Source organism: Micromonospora globbae, assembly GCF_036184225.1.
GTDB classification, from domain to species: domain Bacteria; phylum Actinomycetota; class Actinomycetes; order Mycobacteriales; family Micromonosporaceae; genus Micromonospora; species Micromonospora globbae.
The window spans coordinates 5,470,459-5,486,534 of sequence record NZ_CP108084.1 but is presented as its reverse complement, the minus strand read 5'-3'; the positions used below and the strand labels follow the sequence as shown (position 1 = coordinate 5,486,534).

At 73.2% G+C, this 16,076-nt stretch carries 12 protein-coding genes; 9 read left to right on the top strand and 3 right to left on the bottom strand.

What is annotated here, in order from left to right; translation table 11 throughout:
- Positions 1-6: 6 nt before the first annotated feature.
- Positions 7-1,461, bottom strand: coding sequence for a CCA tRNA nucleotidyltransferase (locus OG994_RS24845; RefSeq protein ID WP_328851136.1), 1,455 nt, complete (start codon positions 1,459-1,461; stop codon positions 7-9).
- A 123-nt stretch (positions 1,462-1,584) separates the two neighbouring features.
- Between OG994_RS24845 and murJ the strand changes: the two genes are divergently transcribed.
- From murJ to OG994_RS24810, 7 genes are all read left to right on the top strand, one after another.
- A complete protein-coding gene (gene murJ / locus OG994_RS24840; RefSeq protein ID WP_328851135.1) occupies positions 1,585-3,345 on the top strand; it encodes a murein biosynthesis integral membrane protein MurJ in 1,761 nt (586 codons plus the stop codon).
- 436 nt (positions 3,346-3,781) lie between these two features.
- Entirely contained in the window at positions 3,782-5,386 is a 1,605-nt protein-coding gene (locus OG994_RS24835) for a protein kinase family protein (RefSeq protein ID WP_120328325.1), read from the top strand.
- Positions 5,387-5,429: 43 nt separating this feature from the next.
- Positions 5,430-6,215, top strand: coding sequence for an RNA polymerase sigma factor SigM (gene sigM, locus OG994_RS24830; protein WP_120328324.1), 786 nt, complete (start codon positions 5,430-5,432; stop codon positions 6,213-6,215).
- Positions 6,212-7,306: a serine/threonine-protein kinase gene (locus OG994_RS24825; protein WP_120328323.1), complete on the top strand. Its 1,095-nt coding sequence runs from the start codon at positions 6,212-6,214 to the stop codon at positions 7,304-7,306. Before sigM ends, OG994_RS24825 begins: the two co-directional genes overlap by 4 nt.
- 180 nt (positions 7,307-7,486) lie before the next feature.
- Positions 7,487-8,440 carry a thioredoxin-disulfide reductase gene (gene trxB, locus OG994_RS24820; RefSeq protein ID WP_120328322.1) on the top strand — a complete coding sequence of 318 codons (954 nt, stop codon included), beginning with the start codon at positions 7,487-7,489 and terminating at the stop codon, positions 8,438-8,440.
- Positions 8,441-8,471: 31 nt separating this feature from the next.
- Positions 8,472-8,795, top strand: coding sequence for a thioredoxin (gene trxA / locus OG994_RS24815; protein ID WP_120328321.1), 324 nt, complete (start codon positions 8,472-8,474; stop codon positions 8,793-8,795).
- Positions 8,796-8,942: 147 nt separating this feature from the next.
- On the top strand, positions 8,943-10,109 hold the full coding sequence (locus OG994_RS24810) for an N-acetylmuramoyl-L-alanine amidase (protein WP_120328320.1): 1,167 nt from the start codon (positions 8,943-8,945) through the stop codon (positions 10,107-10,109).
- A 52-nt stretch (positions 10,110-10,161) separates the two neighbouring features.
- On the opposite strand, the gene OG994_RS24805 is transcribed toward OG994_RS24810, so the two are convergent.
- Positions 10,162-10,827 (bottom strand): GNAT family N-acetyltransferase, encoded by a 666-nt coding sequence (locus OG994_RS24805; protein ID WP_120328319.1) that lies wholly within the window; start codon positions 10,825-10,827, stop codon positions 10,162-10,164.
- A 290-nt stretch (positions 10,828-11,117) separates the two neighbouring features.
- Between OG994_RS24805 and OG994_RS24800 the strand changes: the two genes are divergently transcribed.
- Together OG994_RS24800 and OG994_RS24795 are read left to right on the top strand one after the other, a co-directional pair.
- Positions 11,118-12,431 carry an aminotransferase-like domain-containing protein gene (locus OG994_RS24800; protein ID WP_120328318.1) on the top strand — a complete coding sequence of 438 codons (1,314 nt, stop codon included), beginning with the start codon at positions 11,118-11,120 and terminating at the stop codon, positions 12,429-12,431.
- A gap of 7 nt (positions 12,432-12,438) precedes the next feature.
- On the top strand, positions 12,439-13,437 hold the full coding sequence (locus OG994_RS24795; protein ID WP_328851134.1) for a D-alanine--D-alanine ligase family protein: 999 nt from the start codon (positions 12,439-12,441) through the stop codon (positions 13,435-13,437).
- Between the two features lie 155 nt (positions 13,438-13,592).
- Here OG994_RS24795 and OG994_RS24790 read toward each other — a convergent pair whose 3' ends face one another.
- Positions 13,593-14,453: a hypothetical protein gene (locus OG994_RS24790; protein ID WP_328851133.1), complete on the bottom strand. Its 861-nt coding sequence runs from the start codon at positions 14,451-14,453 to the stop codon at positions 13,593-13,595.
- Positions 14,454-16,076 lie beyond the last annotated feature (1,623 nt).

Genomic DNA, 16,076 nt, shown 5'->3' with positions numbered 1-16,076 from the left:
GAGCCGTCAGAGCCCCTGTTCCCGGGCCCAGCGCAGCAACTCGGCCTCGGCGGTCTCCCGGTCCAGCGGGCCGCGTTCCAGCCGCAGGTCCTTGAGGTACTTCCACGCCCGGCCCACCACCGGCCCCGGCGGCACGCCGAGCAGTTCCATGATGGCGTTGCCGTCGAGGTCGGGCCGGACGCGCGCCAGGTCCTCCTCGGCGGCGATCCGGGCGATCCGCTCCTCCAGCGCGTCGTAGTCCGCGGCGAGCTGCGCCGCCTTCCGCCGGTTGCGGGTGGTGCAGTCCGACCGGGTCAGCTTGTGCAGCCGGGGCAGCAGGTCACCGGCGTCGGTGACGTACCGCCGCACGGCCGAGTCGGTCCACTCGCCCCGGCCGTACCCGTAGAAGCGGAGGTGCAGCGCGACCAGCGCGGTGACCTTGCCGATGACGTCCTTCGGGTAGCGCAGCGCCTTCATCCGGGCCTTGGTCATCCGCGCGCCGACCACCTCGTGGTGGTGGAAGCTGACCCGGCCGTCCGGGCCGACCGCCTTCGTGGCCGGCTTGCCCACGTCGTGCATGAGCGCGGCCATCCGGAGGATGAAGTCGCAGCCGTCCTCCTCGTAGCCGATGGCGTTGCTGACCACCGTGAGCGTGTGCTCGTAGACGTCCTTGTGCTGGGCGTGCTCGTCGATCTCCAGCTTGAGCCCGGTCAGCTCGGGCAGGAACCGGTCGGCCAGGCCGGTGTCGACGAGCAGCCGCAGCCCGGTGACGGGGTCGGCGCCGCAGAGGAGCTTGGTGAACTCGTCCCGGATCCGCTCGGCGGTGATCCGGTCCAGGTCGGCGGCCATCGCGGTCATCGCGGTCCGCACGTCCGGGTGCACCGCGAAGCGCAGCTGGGCGGCGAACCGGGCGGCGCGGAGCATCCGCAGCGGGTCGTCGCGGAACGACTCCTGCGGCGCGGCGGGGGTGCGGATCACCCGGGCGGCGAGGTCCTCGAGCCCGCCGTGCGGGTCGGTGAACCGGTGGTCCGGCAGGCTCACCGCCATCGCGTTGATGGTGAAGTCGCGTCGCTTCAGGTCCTCGACGAGGCTGGTGCCGTACTCCACCACGGGGTTGCGGCTGACCTGGTCGTACGCCTCGGCGCGGAACGTGGTGATCTCCAGCCGCAGCCCGCCGCGCTGGGCGCCGATGGTGCCGAACTCACGGCCGGTCTCCCAGATCGCCTCCGCCCAGCCCTTGACGATGCGCAGCGTCTCGTCGGGGTGCGCGTCGGTGCAGAAGTCGAGATCCTCGCCGAGCCGGCCGAGCAGGGCGTCCCGCACCGAACCGCCCACGAGGTGCAACTCGTGACCGGCGCGGGCGAACCGACGGCCCAGCTCGTCGGCGACCGGGGAGACCCGGAGGAGTTCGGCGACGGCGTTGCGCTGCGCGGCGGTGAGTTCGCGGCGGTCGGCGGCGTGCGGTGCGGAGGCTTCGGACATGGGATCGCCAGACTATCGGGCCTGGTCCGGATCACCCGCGCCGGGCGTGGGTAACGCGCTCGCGTTGACTATCGTCTGTCACGTGCGGGCACGCGCCCGGCGAGGCATCCGGGGAGGCTGAAGATGAGCGGCGGGCTCTACCGCAGCGCGAACGCCGCACAGGGCGGTGGGCCGGGCGGGTACCCGGGGCGGCCGACCGACGACGGTGCCGTCTTCATCTCCGCCGAGCCGCTCAACCAGCCGTCGATGGAGTCGACGGCTCCGCCGCAGGAGCAGGTCGCCGAGGGCAGCGCGGCCACCAACAGCGCGGTGATGGCGATCGGCAGCCTCGTGAGCCGCGGCACGGGCTTCCTCCGCACGCTCGCGTTGACCGCCGCGCTCGGCGGGGCGCTGGTCGGCGACGCGTACACGACCGCGCAGATCCTGCCCGGGATGGTCTACGAGTTCCTGCTCGGCGGCATCCTCACGAGCGTGCTGATCCCGGTGCTCGTGCGCCGGCGCAAGGCCGACGCGGACGGCGGCCAGGCGTACGCCCAGCGACTGCTCACCCTGGCCGTGGTCACCCTCGCGGCGGCCGCGCTGGTCGCGGTGGTCGCCGCGCCGCTGCTGACCCAGCTGTACGCGAGCGACAACCGGGGCGAGGACTACCAGTCACTCGTCACCCACCTGTCGTACCTGATGCTGCCGATGATCTTCTTCACCGGCCTCAGCGCGCTGATCAGCGCGGTGCTCAACACCCGGGGGCACTTCGCCGCCCCCATGTGGGCGCCGATCCTGAACAACATCGTGGTGATCGCCACCGCCGGCCTCTACATCGCGATCTTCGGTGCCGAGATCGTCCGGCCGGAGGAGATGACCGCCGGCCGGATCGTGCTCATCAGCGGCGGCACCCTGCTCGGTGTCGCGATCCAGGCCGCCGGTCTGCTGCCGGCGCTGCGCAGGGTCGGTTTCCGGTGGAAGCTGCGCTTCGACTTCCGCGCGCTGGGACTGCGTGAGCTGGGGCGGCTCGGCGGGTGGATGTTCTGCTACGTCGCGGTCAGCCAGGTCGGCCTGATCGTGCTGTTCAATCTGCTCAACCGCGCGGGCGACGGTGACGCGGGCGCGCTGATCTACAACAACGTCTTCCTCCTGCTGATGATGGCGCACGGCATCATCGCCGTCTCGATCATCACGGCGCTGATGCCGCGGATGAGCGCGGCGGCGGCCGATGGCCGCTACGCCGACTTCGCCGCCGACCTGTCCCGGGGCACCCGGACCGTCTCGGCGGTGCTCGCCCCGATAGCCGTCTGCTACGCCGTGCTGGCCGGCCCGCTGGCGGTCGTGCTGTTCCGCTACGGCGCGTTCACCGACGAGAACGCCGCCGACACGTCGCTGGTGCTGCTGCTGGCCGCGCTCGCCCTGGTGCCGTTCGCGATCAGCCAGCTCTTCACGTTCGCCTTCTACGCGCTGCCCGACACGCGTACGCCCGCGCTGATCAACATCCCGGTCGTGGCGCTACGGATCGGCGTGCAAATCGTGCTCTTCGCCGCGTTCGCCGCCCACTTCGCCGCGGCCGGGATGATGGTCGGCAACGCGGTGTCCTACCTGGCGGCCGCCATCGCCTCGGCGTGGCTGCTGCGGCCCCGGGTCGGGCGGATCGGGCTCGGCGGCATCATGCGCACCATCGGCCGGGTCCTCGTCGCGGCCCTCGGGGCGGCGCTGGTCGGCCTCCTCGTGGTGGCCCTGCTGCCGGGCGACGACACGCCGAGCTGGGGTCAGGCTCTCGTCCAGCTCGTGATCGGCGGCGCCGCGATCGGCGGCACGTACCTCGGGCTCGCCACGCTGCTCCGGATCGGCGAGATCACCGAGGTGGTGGGCATGGTGCGCCGGCGGCTCGGCCGCTGACCGCGCCCGCCCGGCTCGGCGACGCATGGTGACGGTGGATCACCAGTCTGGGGATGAGCCTGTGGATAACTCCGCGATTCACCGGTCAGCTGCCGGATCGGCCTGTGGATAACCAGCCGTACGGCTGAGCGTGCCCGGCCGTACGGTGGGAACCCCGGCGGCGTGATCCGGGCGACCACGCCGGTTCGAGCCCCTCCGGCGGCCTCTTGCGGCGAACACGTAGATTTGGCTAGTACATGTGCCAGCAACGTGGTTGACAACAGTCGTAACCGGACGACTCGTCCGACCCCCGGCACCCCCGGCGGGTACGGCGGGAAGATGACATGTCGGGGAGGCGGGCAACCCGGGTAAGGTCGCTCTCGACGGGTTCGGCAGGCGCGGCGCCTCGCGTCGACACCGGTCGGCCGGTTCCTTCGAAGGCAGAGCGGGAAGCCACATGCCCAGCAGCGCGGGTCCATCGATCGACACGATCACCGAGGGAGGACGGGTGACCCAGGTCGGCGAGGGTCAGGACGCGGACGAGAGCGCTCCGCCGGTCATGACCTTCGGTGCTCCCACGGCCGGTGAGATCCTCGCCGAGCGGTACGAACTGGTCGAGCACATCAACAACGACAGCGCCGGGCGCCTGGTCTGGCGTGGCGTCGACGTCGTGCTGCGCCGTCCCGTCGCGGTCGTGCTGCGCTACCCGGGTGGCGACTCCGCCACCGAGATGCTCCAGGCCGCCGTCGCGGCCAGCCGGGTCATCCACCCCAACCTGGTCGGCGTCTACGACGCGATCGACGAGGGCGAGCGGGCCTACGTGGTGCGCGAGTGGGTCGACGGGCACTCCCTGCGCGAGCTGGTCACCGAGGAGCCCCTGGACCCGGCCCGGGCGACCGCGATCGGCGCCGCCGTGGCCAGCGCCCTCGCCGCCGTGCACGCCACCGGCATGGTGCACGGGAACGTGCACCCGGGCACCGTCATGATCTCCGATGACGGCCGGGTGGTGCTGGCCGACGCCCGCACCGACGGCGACGACAGCCAGGAGAGCGACATCCGGGCGGTCGGCGGGATCCTCTACTTCGCACTGACCGGCTACTGGCCGCACACCGAGGCCCCGCTGCGCGGCGCCACCGCCGGGCACGGGCGGGCGGCCATCCCCGACGCCGTCCGGGACGCCAACGGCGCCCTCGCCGCGCCCCGCCAGGTCCGCGCCGGTGTGCCGGCGTACCTGGACGACCTCACCATGGACCTGCTCGACGCGGAGATCAGCCCGCCGTCGTCCGACGTGCTCGCCGCCGAACTGGCCCGGCTCGACGTACCGGCCGAGGACCAGTTCCTCGACAACACCGGCCCGCTGCGTTTCACGGCCGAGACGGGCGACGAGCCCTCGCCCCTGGCCGCCGCGGGCGGCCGCAAGGTCGCCATCGGCATCGCCGGCCTGCTGGCGGTCGCGCTGGTCGGGCTGCTGATCGGCATCAGCGTGCTGGGCGACGGGAAGGACGACCCCCGCACCAACCCCGTGGCGGCGCCCACCTCCAGCGCGCCGGCCGGTGGCGACGGGGCGCCGGCGCCCACCGTGGGCCCGCTGCGGATCCAGGACATCCGCATCGTCGACCCCGACAGCAAGAAGCGCGACGAGCTGGACGGCGCCAAGAAGATCATCGACAAGAACGAGGACGAGGGCTGGCGGACCGACCGGTACCCGAACGACAAGTTCGGCGACCTCAAGCGCGGCATGGGTGTCTGGATCGACCTCGGCGCCCCGCACACCGTGAAGTCGTTGCAGGTCACGCTCTCGGGCACCGGCGCCAGCGCCGAACTGCTCACCGGCACGCAGAACTGGCCCTCCACCTCGTCGGGCGACAAGCAGCTGCTGGAGAACTACAAGACCCGGATCGGGCAGCCGTACGAGGACCACGACGGCGCCACGATGGCCTTCGCCGGCTTCAACCCCGACGCGCAGTACCGCTACCTGCTCTTCTGGGTGACCAAGCTGCCGGCCGACGACGACGGAGGCTACCGGCTCGGGGTCCAGGAGATCACGGTCCAGGGGTCGTGAGCCGTCCGCCGCGCTCCGGGCACCGCCTCCGCCGGACGTGGTGATGGACGAACGCGAGACCCGTACGGCGAGCGTGCCCCCGGCGGGCCCGCCCGCCCCGGCCGGGCCCGCCGATCCGGTCAGCGACCTCGCGCTGCTGCGCGCCCACGTCGCCGGTGACCGGGACGCCTTCGCCCAGCTCTTCCAGCGCCACCGCGACCGCCTGTGGGCGGTGGCGCTGCGCACCATGGGTGACCGCGAGGAAGCCGCCGACGCGCTCCAGGACGCCCTGCTCTCCGCCCACCGGGCCGCGGCCCGGTTCCGCGGCGACTCGGCGGTCACCACGTGGCTGCACCGGATCGTCGTGAACGCCTGCCTGGACCGGATCCGCCGCCGACAGGCACACCCCACCGTGCCGCTGCCGGACGGCGTACGCACCGACAGCGGGCCGGGCACCGGGGGCGTCGAGCCGGCCGCCCCCGCGTACGACCACGACACGGCGCTGGTCGTCCGGGAGGCGCTCGCCGCGCTTCCGGCGGAGCAGCGTGCCGCCCTCGTCCTCGTCGACGTGCAGGGCTACCCGGTCGCCGAGGTGGCCCGGATCCTCGGGGTGGCCGAGGGGACGGTGAAGAGCCGGTGCGCCCGCGGGCGGGCCCGGCTGGCGGTGATCCTGGGCCACCTGCGCCCCTCGGCGGGCCGCCCGGCGTCGTCGTCGCCGGCCGGGGACGTGCGGGCCGGGAGGGACCAGGTCGACGTGCCGCCGGTCACCCCGGGGAACCCACGCCCCACCGAGGGCGTCGGATCAGGGTCGGGGCGAACCCGGCGGGACGCCAACCAGGAGGACATGTGACGGTCGGGGGGTTCAGGGAGGTCGACCACGACCTGCTCGCCGACTTCCTCGGCGGGGCGCTCGACGGCACACCCGAGCAGGCGATGGTCGCCCGGCTGGTCGCCGAGGACGCGGCGTGGGCCGAGGCGTACGCCCGGCTGGCGCCCGCCGTGTCGGCCGTGCGGGCCGACCTGGCCCGCTGGGGCGAGCCGGTGGACGAGATCCCGCCGGCGGTCGCCGACCGGATCACCGCGGCCCTCGCCGCCCTGTCGGCCGACCGCCCCGACCCGGCGGTGCTCGACGCGGCCGCCGACGCGGACTCCGTCCCGGTCGACCCGGCCACCGACTCCCGGCCGGCCGGTGCCGACCCGGACGTCCCGCCCGCCGCGACCGACCCGGCGGGCACCGACGCGGCGCCGGACGGGGACGCGCCGGACGATGAGCCGGCCGGCGTCCGACTGGTACCCGCGCAGGGGCGCTCCCCGCGGCGGCCCGGCGTGGGGGCTCCGCGCTCGGAGCCGGGTGCGGCGACCGGCCCGGGCCGGCGGCGACGCTGGCGGCGCGTGGCGGGCCCGGTGGCGCTCGCCGCGGTCTCGCTGGCCGCCGTCGGGCTCGGCGTCAACCACCTCGCGCGCGGCACGGACGACGCCAGGACCGCCGACACGGCCCTGAACCATCCGGCCAGCGCCCCCGAGGCGGCCAGCGGCGCCGACCCGGTGCGGACGACGGGCCCGGCCATGCACAGCGGCACGGACTACACCCCGCAGTCGCTGGCCGCCCCGCTCGCGACCACCAAGGCGTACGGCGTTCCGTCGCCGCCCCGGATGGCCGGCGCCGAGGGCGGCCGGATCCCGGCGCCCGACGGCCGGGACCTGCTCGCGCGCCTCACCGACCAGGATGCGCTCCGGGCGTGCCTGCGGGCGATCGCGGCCGAGCACCCGGCCGGCCCGCTCGTGGCCGATCTGATCGACTACGCCGCCTTCCAGGGGGAGCAGGCCCTCGTCGTACGGTTCACCGACGGCACGGGGACCAGCTGGGCGTGGGTGAGCGGCCCCGAGTGCGGTGTGCCCGGGTCCGGCGCGGACACCCGCTACCGCACGCGGGTAGGGTGAAACGAGCGGTCACCGGGCGTTCGAGGGCTCGCGTGACGTGACCCACCGGACGCCCGGCTCGGGAATTCCCGGTTCGTACGATGACGTTTCGGAAGTAGCTGCCGGCACCTCCAGGCGTCGGCACCCGGATCGGCCTCGGTGTGCACGCCGCGGCCGGCACACACAACTCGGGAGACGGCAGTGGACGAGGTCCGCAACCTGATCATCATCGGCTCCGGGCCGGCCGGCTACACGGCGGCGGTCTATGCCGCGCGCGCGAACCTGAAGCCCCTCGTCATCGAGGGCGTCCAGTCCGGCGGCGCGCTGATGACGACGACCGAGGTGGAGAACTTCCCGGGCTTCGCCGACGGCATCCTCGGCCCCGAGCTGATGGACAACATGCGCAAGCAGGCCGAGCGGTTCGGCGCCGAGTTCCTGACCGACGACGTGACCCGGGTGGAGCTGGTGGACACCGGCGACGTCGGCTCCAACGCCGCCAGCACGGTCTGGGTCGGTGAGACCGCCTACCGGGCCCGCGCGGTCATCCTCGCCACCGGTTCCGCCTGGCGGCCGCTGGGCGTGCCGGGCGAGCAGGAGTACCTCGGCCACGGCGTCTCCTCCTGTGCGACCTGTGACGGCTTCTTCTTCCGCAACCAGCACATCGTCGTCGTGGGCGGTGGCGACTCGGCCATGGAGGAGGCGAGCTTCCTCACCCGCTTCGCGGACTCGGTCACCATCATCCACCGGCGCGACTCGTTCCGGGCCAGCAAGATCATGGCCGACCGGGCGCTGAACAACGACAAGATCAAGGTCGAGTGGAACACGGTGGTCGAGGAGATCCTCGGCTCCGACGGCAAGGTGTCCGGCGTACGCGTCCGCAACGTCCACACCGGCGAGACGAAGGTGCTGGACGTCACCGGCGTCTTCGTGGCGATCGGCCACGACCCGCGCAGCGAGCTGTTCCGGGGCCAGGTGGAGCTGGACGACGAGGGGTACGTGAAGGTGCAGGCGCCCAGCACGCGGACCAGCGTGCCCGGTGTCTTCGCGGCCGGCGACCTGGTAGACCACACCTACCGGCAGGCCATCACCGCCGCCGGTACGGGCTGCGCCGCCGCCCTCGACGCCGAGCGTTTCATCGCGACGCTGCAGGGCTGAACAACCAAACACACCCGGAGGAGGGGCCATAGTGGGAACAACCAAGGCGGTCACCGACGCGAGCTTCGCGACCGACGTGCTGAAGTCCGACAAGCCGGTGCTGGTCGACTTCTGGGCCGAGTGGTGCGGGCCGTGCCGCAAGGTGTCGCCCCTGCTGGAGGAGATCGCCGGCGAGATGGGTGACCGGGTCAGCATCGTCAAGCTCAACATCGACGAGAACCCGGAGACCGCCCGGACGTACCGGGTGATGTCCGTGCCGACCCTGACGGTGTTCAAGAACGGCGAGCCGGTGCAGTCGATCGCCGGCGCCAAGCCGAAGGGCGAACTCGTCAAGCTCATCGAGTCCGCTCTCTGAGCAGCACCGACGCAGCGACCCCGTACCCGGGCCGACCGGGTGCGGGGTCGCGTTTTTTCGTCGGCCGAGCCACCTCGCCGCCCCGGACCGCATAACCTCAAGCACGGGCCGCCCGGCCAGCCAGCATCCGCGCAGAGGGGGTCGTGCGTGCGTCCGATCCGTCCCGGTGACCGCGGACCCGCGGTGACGGAGATCCGTACCGTACTGGCCGGCCTCCACCTGCTCGCACCGACCGACGAGGGGCGGTCCGACGAGTTCGACGCCGCGACCGAGCGGGCCGTACGCGCCTTCCAGCAGTCACGCGGGCTCAGCGTCGACGGCCGGGTCGGCGCGGAGACCTGGCGGGCCCTGGAGGCGGCCCGGTGGCGCCTCGGCGCGCGCACCCTCTACCACGCGGTGCCCGAACCGCTCACCGGCGAGGACGTCCGCACGTTGCAGGAGCGCCTGCTGGAGATGGGGTACGACGTGGGCCGCGCCGACGCCATCTACGGCGTCCGGACGTCCCGCGCGGTGGCCCAGTTCCAGCGGGAGGTCGGGCTCACCCCCGACGGGGCGTGCGGACCGCACACCATGAACGCGCTGCGGCGGCTCGGGCGCAAGGTCGTCGGCGGCCGGCCCCAGTGGTTGCGCGAGTCGGACGCCATCCGCCAGTCCGGGCCGACCCTGGTCGGTCGTACGGTCGTCATCGACCCCGGGCACGGCGGCACCGACCCGGGCGTCGTGGTGCCGGACGGGCCGCTGCGCTGGACCGAGGCCGACCTGGTGCACGACCTGGCCAGCCGGCTGGAGGGGCGGCTCGCCGCGTCCGGGGTCCGGGTGCAGCTCACACGGGGCCCCGCCCCCGGGGAGTGCCTGCCCGACACCGACCGCGCCCAGCTGGCGAACGCGCTCGGCGCCGACGTGTTCATCTCGCTGCACACCGACGGGCACCAGAACCCGGCGGCCGACGGCGTGGCGACCTACCACTACGGCACCGACAACGGGGTGACGTCGGCGACCGGTGAACGTCTCGCCGGGCTCGTGCAGCGCGAGATCGTGGCGCGCACCGGGCTGCGGGACTGCGGCACCCACGCGAAGGCGTGGGACCTGCTCCGGCTGACCCGCATGCCGGCGGTCCGGGTCGAGGTCGGCTACCTCACCTCGCCGACGGACCGCGGCCGGCTGGTCGACCCGCGGTTCCGTGACCGCGTGGTCGAGGCGATCGTCGCCGCCGTGCAGCGGATGTACTTCCCGATCGAGCGGGACGTGCCGACCGGTTCGATCGACGTGAGCGAACTGCGGGCCGTGGTGGCCGCCGGCACCGTCGTGGACTGAGGCGCCCAGGCGCCGCCGGGACTCCGCCTCGGCTCGGCGGGGATCACCCGCCCTAGCTGGTGGAGCGGGTCGCCGGGGCGGGCCGCACGGGACGGAGCAGTGTCTCCGGGCTCATGGACCCGAGCAGCTTCTCCAGCGCGTACTCGACGTCGGACTTCCAACTCAGCGCCGTCCGCAGTTCGAGGCGCAGCCGGGGGAAGCGGGGATGTGGACGTACGGTCTTGAAACCGACGGAGAGGAAGAAATCGGCTGGTGCCACGCAGGCGCGGGAGGCGTCGTCCTGCGTGTCGCCGAACTTCGCGTCACCGAACGCCTCGATCGCCTTGATGCCCCGCTTCGTGAGGTCCCGCGCGACGCCCTGGACGAGCATCCGCCCCAGCCCGCCACCGGCGAACGCGGGCACCACGTTCGCCGTCATCAGCAGCGCCGCGTCCGCGGAGACGGGCGACGTGGGGAACGCCATCGAGCGGGGCACGTAGGCCGGCGGCGCGTACATGACGAAACCGGCCGGCATGCCGTCGACGTAGGCGAGCTTCCCGCAGGAGCCCCACTCCAGGAGCGTCTGGGAGACCCACGCCTCCTTCTCCAGACCGGGGTCCCCGGTCGCGCAGGCGCGGTCCGCCGAGACGGGGTCCAGTTCCCAGTAGACGCACTGCCGGCAGGGACGGGGCAGGTCCTCGAGGGTGTCCAGGGTCAGACTGACCAGACGTCGCGACATTGGCGCATCCCCAACACTAGGCTCGGCGGTGAAACCGGCACGGAACGACAGCGCCGCCTTCCTGCCCCCGACGAGCGATCGTACGCCGCAGTACGACCGTACGGGAGAGGACGCGCGAACGCCCACCGCCGCGGGTGACGTCCGGCATCTGGACGCGGCTCACAGCGACGCCCCGTGCCTGGTCGGCGCGGTCTAGGATCGAAAAACGGCGTCCCCCTTGCCGCCATGGTCGCCGGTGTCCGGGGTACGCCCGGGACGGAAGTCACCCCTCCAGCGATCGAGGTGATGTCATGACCGGCACGACACTCGACGACTACACCGACCGCTATGCCCGCCGTGTCCGCGGGATGACGGCCTCGGAGATCCGGGCCCTCTTCGCGGTGGCGAGCCGTCCGGAGGTCGTCTCGCTGGCCGGCGGCGCCCCCTACATCGCGGCGCTGCCGCTCGACGCGGTCGGCGAGATGCTCGGGCAGCTCGGCGCCGAGCACGGCGTGACCACCCTCCAGTACGGCATCGGCCAGGGCACCCTGGAACTGCGCGAGCGGATCTGCGAGGTGATGGCCCTCTCCGGGATCGACGCGTCCTGCGGCGCCTCACCCGACGACGTCGTGGTCACCGTGGGCGGGCAGCAGGCTCTCGACCTGGTGGCCCGGCTCTTCCTCGACCCGGGCGACGTGGTGCTCGCCGAGGGGCCGACCTACGTCGGCGCGCTCGGGGTGTTCCAGGCCGCCCAGGCCCAGGTGGTGCACGTACCGATGGACGACGACGGCCTGATCCCCGAGGCGCTCGAAGCGGCCATCGCCGACCTCGCCCGCGCCGGGAGGCGCGTCAAGTTCCTCTACACCATCCCGACCTACCAGAACCCGGCCGGCGTGACGCTGACCGAGGAGCGGCGGGAACGGGTGCTCGACATCTGCGAACGCGCCGGGCTGCTCGTCGTGGAGGACGACCCGTACGGCCAGTTGGGCTTCGAGGGCGAGGCGCCGGCACCGCTGCGGGCCCGCCGGCGGGACGGGGTCTTCTACCTCAGCACGTTCTCCAAGACCTTCGCCCCCGGGCTCCGGGTCGGGTGGATCCTGGCCCCGCACGCGGTCCGCGACAAGCTGGTCATCGCGAGCGAGGCCCAGATCCTCTGCCCGAGCGCGTACGCCCAGGCGGCCGTCGCCACCTACCTCGGCACCATGCCGTGGCGGGAACAGCTCAAGGTCTACCGGGAGATCTACCGGGAACGCCGGGACGCCCTGCTGGACGCGCTCGCCGACCTGATGCCGGAGGGCACCACCTGGACGCGACCCGGTGGCGGCCTCTTCGTCTGGGCGACCCTGCCGGACGGCCTCGACTCGAAGGCGATGATGCCGCGTGCCGTCGCCGCCCGGGTCGCGTACGTGCCGGGCACCGGCTTCTACGCCGACGGTTCCGGCACCGGGAACATGCGGCTGAACTTCAGCTTCCCGCCCCCGGACCGCATCCGGGAGGGCGTCCGCCGGCTCGCCGGGGTGATGGAGCAGGAGCTGGCGACGCGCCGCGTCTTCGGCGCGGTCCGCGGGGACGGCCCGCGTCGGGGCCGGGCCGGCTCGGACGCGCCGGGGCCGGCCTTGGCATGATGCCGGCATGGGTACGACCGCTGCCGACCGCCCCGAGGTGACCGCCCCGGGCAACATCGACGACCTGCACGTGCTGGTGCTCGCCGGCGGCCTCTCCTACGAGCGGGACGTCTCGCTGCGCTCCGGCCGCCGGGTGCTCGACGCGCTCCGGTCCGTCGGCATGGACGTCGAACTCCGCGACGCCGACATCGCGCTGCTGCCGGCGCTGGCCGCCGACCCGCCGGACGCCGTCGTCATCGCGCTACACGGTGCGACGGGCGAGGACGGCTCGCTGCGCGGGGTGCTCGACCTCTGCGACGTCCCGTACGTCGGCTGCGACGCACGGGCGTCCCGCCTGGCCTGGGACAAGCCGTCGGCGAAGGCCGTGCTCCGCGAGGCGGGCATCCCCACCCCGGACTGGGTGGCGCTGCCGCACGACCGCTTCTCCGAACTGGGCGCCGTGGCGGTGCTGGACCGGATCGTCGACCGGCTCGGCCTGCCGCTGATGATCAAGCCGGCGCAGGGCGGCTCGGGCCTGGGCGCCGCCGTGGTCCGGGACAGCGCGTCGCTCCCGGCCGCGATGGTCGGCTGTTTCGCGTACGGGTCGACGGCGCTCGTCGAGCGCTACGTCGCCGGCATGGACGTGGCGGTCTCCGTCATCGACATGGGCGACGGCCCCCAGGCGCTGCCCGCCGTGGAGATCGTCCCGCGCAACGGGGTGTACGACTACGCGGCCCGGTACACCGCCGGGCGGACGACGTGGCACACCCCCGCGAGGCTCGACGCCGATGCCGCGGCACGGGTCGCGGACGTGGCCCTGGCCGCGCACAACGCGCTCGGGCTGCGGGACCTGTCCCGCGTCGACATGATCGTCGACGCGGCGGGCCAGCCGCACGTGCTGGAGGTCAACGTCTCGCCGGGCATGACCGAGACGTCGCTGCTGCCGCTCGCCGTGTCGGCCGCGGGCCTGGACTTCGGGCGGGTGCTGAGCGCGCTGGTCGCCCGGGCCGCCGCCCGCCGGCCCTGACAGCCGCTGACGGCGCGCCGGAGCTGACAGCCACTGACGGCGCACCGGGACCGCTCGGGCGGGCAAGGGCGGCGCTGCGCGCTCCGCGTTCCGCGCTCCACCGTACCGTGCGGTCGTCAGCGTCCCATCCGGCGCGGCGCGGCGTCCGGGATGGCTCAGGCGCCGCCCGCCTGGCCGACGGCCGGCTTCGCCTCGTCGGGTGACGGGGGGCGTTGTCCGGGGATGGCCGGTGACTCGGCCGTTGTCGCGTCCGCGCTGCCGTCGGTGGCCGTACTCCCGCCGGAGGTCGTGCTGCCGGCCGTCGCGCTCCCGCCGATGCCCGCCGGACTCTCCTCGGCGGTCGGGTTCTCCTCGGCCGCCTCGATCACCGAGACCAAATCGCCCACCGGATCGTCCGTCTCGATCGTGGGCAGCGTCGAGGTGAAGCTGGACGGTGCCTGCCACTCGATCCGGGGTGGCTCCGCCAGCGGGCGGCCACCGAACTCCGCCAGCCAGGCGGCGACGAGCGCGAGGTTCTCTCGCCACTTCGCCTCGGGAATCGGCGGCAGGATCGAGTCCCACAGCGACAGGAACGTGCCCCGCAGTTGCAGCTGACCGTAGGGCCGCGCGAGGAACCACAGGTGCAGGTGCGCCGACCCGTCACCCCAGCGGTTCACGTGCACACGGGCCACCCCGTCGAGCGAGCGGATCGCGCGCTCCAGTCGTACCGTCATCACGCCGAGCTCCGCGGCGAGCAGGTTCGGGAGGTCGCCGAGGTCGAGGTGCGACCGGGACTCCAGGATGAGCACCATCGGGAGGCCCGTGGGACGGTCCATGGCGCGTACCCGCCACCGCTCGCCCACCCAGATGTACGCCTCGTCCGGCGCGCCGCAGGTGATGCACTCCCGATTGCCCTCTCCCTTGCGGGGCGGCTCGACCGGGACCGGGTCGTCGAGTTGCTTGACACGAAGATCGCCCTCGAAGGGGAACGAGGGCCACCGGGTGAAGTCCGGAACTGCGGGAGGGGTGTCGTGCACGAGGCTGACCCTAACCGAGTCCGGGACGGCTGTCCCTACCCCGAATCATCCGTTCTCGCCGGCCGGTGGGGCACTCTCGATCAGGTGCTCACGTCGATGTCCAGAGCCCCGGAAGGTCGCGAACACACGGCGTCATCCACAGGTCGACACCCGGTTCCACGCGGTGTTTCACGTGAAACGGTGGGTGCCTGTGGATAACCGGTGTGGATAACTCGGAGGGCTCCGGTTCGGCCTTGATCGCTGGCGCAACGCCGTGAGGACGTCGGCTTGGCGGTCCGCTTCGTCGTGGCGGGGATCGCCGCCAGGCATGGGAGTGGTCGGGGATGCGGAGCGGGTTGGGGGACGGTGCGAGGTGGTCGGAGGACGGCGCGGGGTCGGCCGGGGACGGTGCGGGCGTGGGGCGAAGCGCCCCGAGGCGACCGTCGCGGCGGGGGACGCGAGTCCTCGCGGCCGATCGAAACCCACGGGGGCCGACGCGGACGCCTCGACGGCGACCAGCCGTCGGCGCAACCGACTGGGTGCGGATGGAAACCGGTGCGGACTGAAGTTGGTGCGGAGGCGTTCGGCGCGGGGTGCCTCGGCGTCGACCGGCGTTCGGCGCGATCGACTGAGCGCGGAAGCGCCGGGCGCGGGTCCGCTCGGCGGGGACGGGACTGCAGGGGATCGCTATGGACGGTGGCCGTATGCGCCGCGGCGCCCCTGAGTCGGTGGCGGGGGTCGGATCGGGCGGCCAGATCGGGGCCAGATGGGGGCGCCAGATTGGGTGAGGCACGTGGGGTGAGCAAGATGCTGGGCAGAACGGCGGGCGGTCGGCGCGGGATAGACCGGGCAGAACGGCGGGCGGTCGGCGCGGGATAGACCGGGCAGATCGGCGGGCGGTCGGCGCGGGTAGACCGGGGCACGGGGAGATCGGCACAAGGTCGACCGGCGCTGGCGAGTTGTCCGTGAGGGGTTTCCGGTCAAGAGGCGGGCGATCCGCGACCGGCCTGCGGCGCGGTTTCACGTGAAACACGGCTGTTGGTCCCGGCGGTTCTGTGTGGCGCGGGATCGGGCTTCCCGAGCGCGTGGCGCAGCGGGCCATGGCATGGACCGACACGTCGTGGAAGGTGGAAAGGCATCGTCGCAATGTCGGGACGGCTGGGATCCCGACGAGCCCGGTGCGGGAACCCTGATCCGGCGGGAAGTCTCGTCTGGGTGGAGTAGCGGACCGCCGCCCGGCTTTGCGGCGAACGTCGCCGTACCACTGGCGGACGCGGTCGCCTTCCGATGGTCCGGCCCGCGGCCACGAACCCCCTCAAGGTCACCGCCACCGGCTCGCACCATCGGGCCCATCGTGGCGCCACGGAGTAGCGAAGCGGAATGGCTCCCCGGCGGGCCCAGACCAGGCGGGCCTCGTTGCGGGGTGGGCTCGATGCCAGGCGGGCTCGCGATGTCGGACGGGCTCCGTCCGAGGCGCGTTCCAACGAGCGGACCCCGGGGCGAGCGGCCCAGACCAAGCCGCCTCGGGCCGAGCGACGCTTGAGCGACGCTGAATCAAGCGGGCTCTGCCGGACGAGTCCCGGTCGAGCGTGCGCGAGCCAGGCGTCCCTCACGCGCCACGTGCACCGAGCTGGCTCTGGAGGT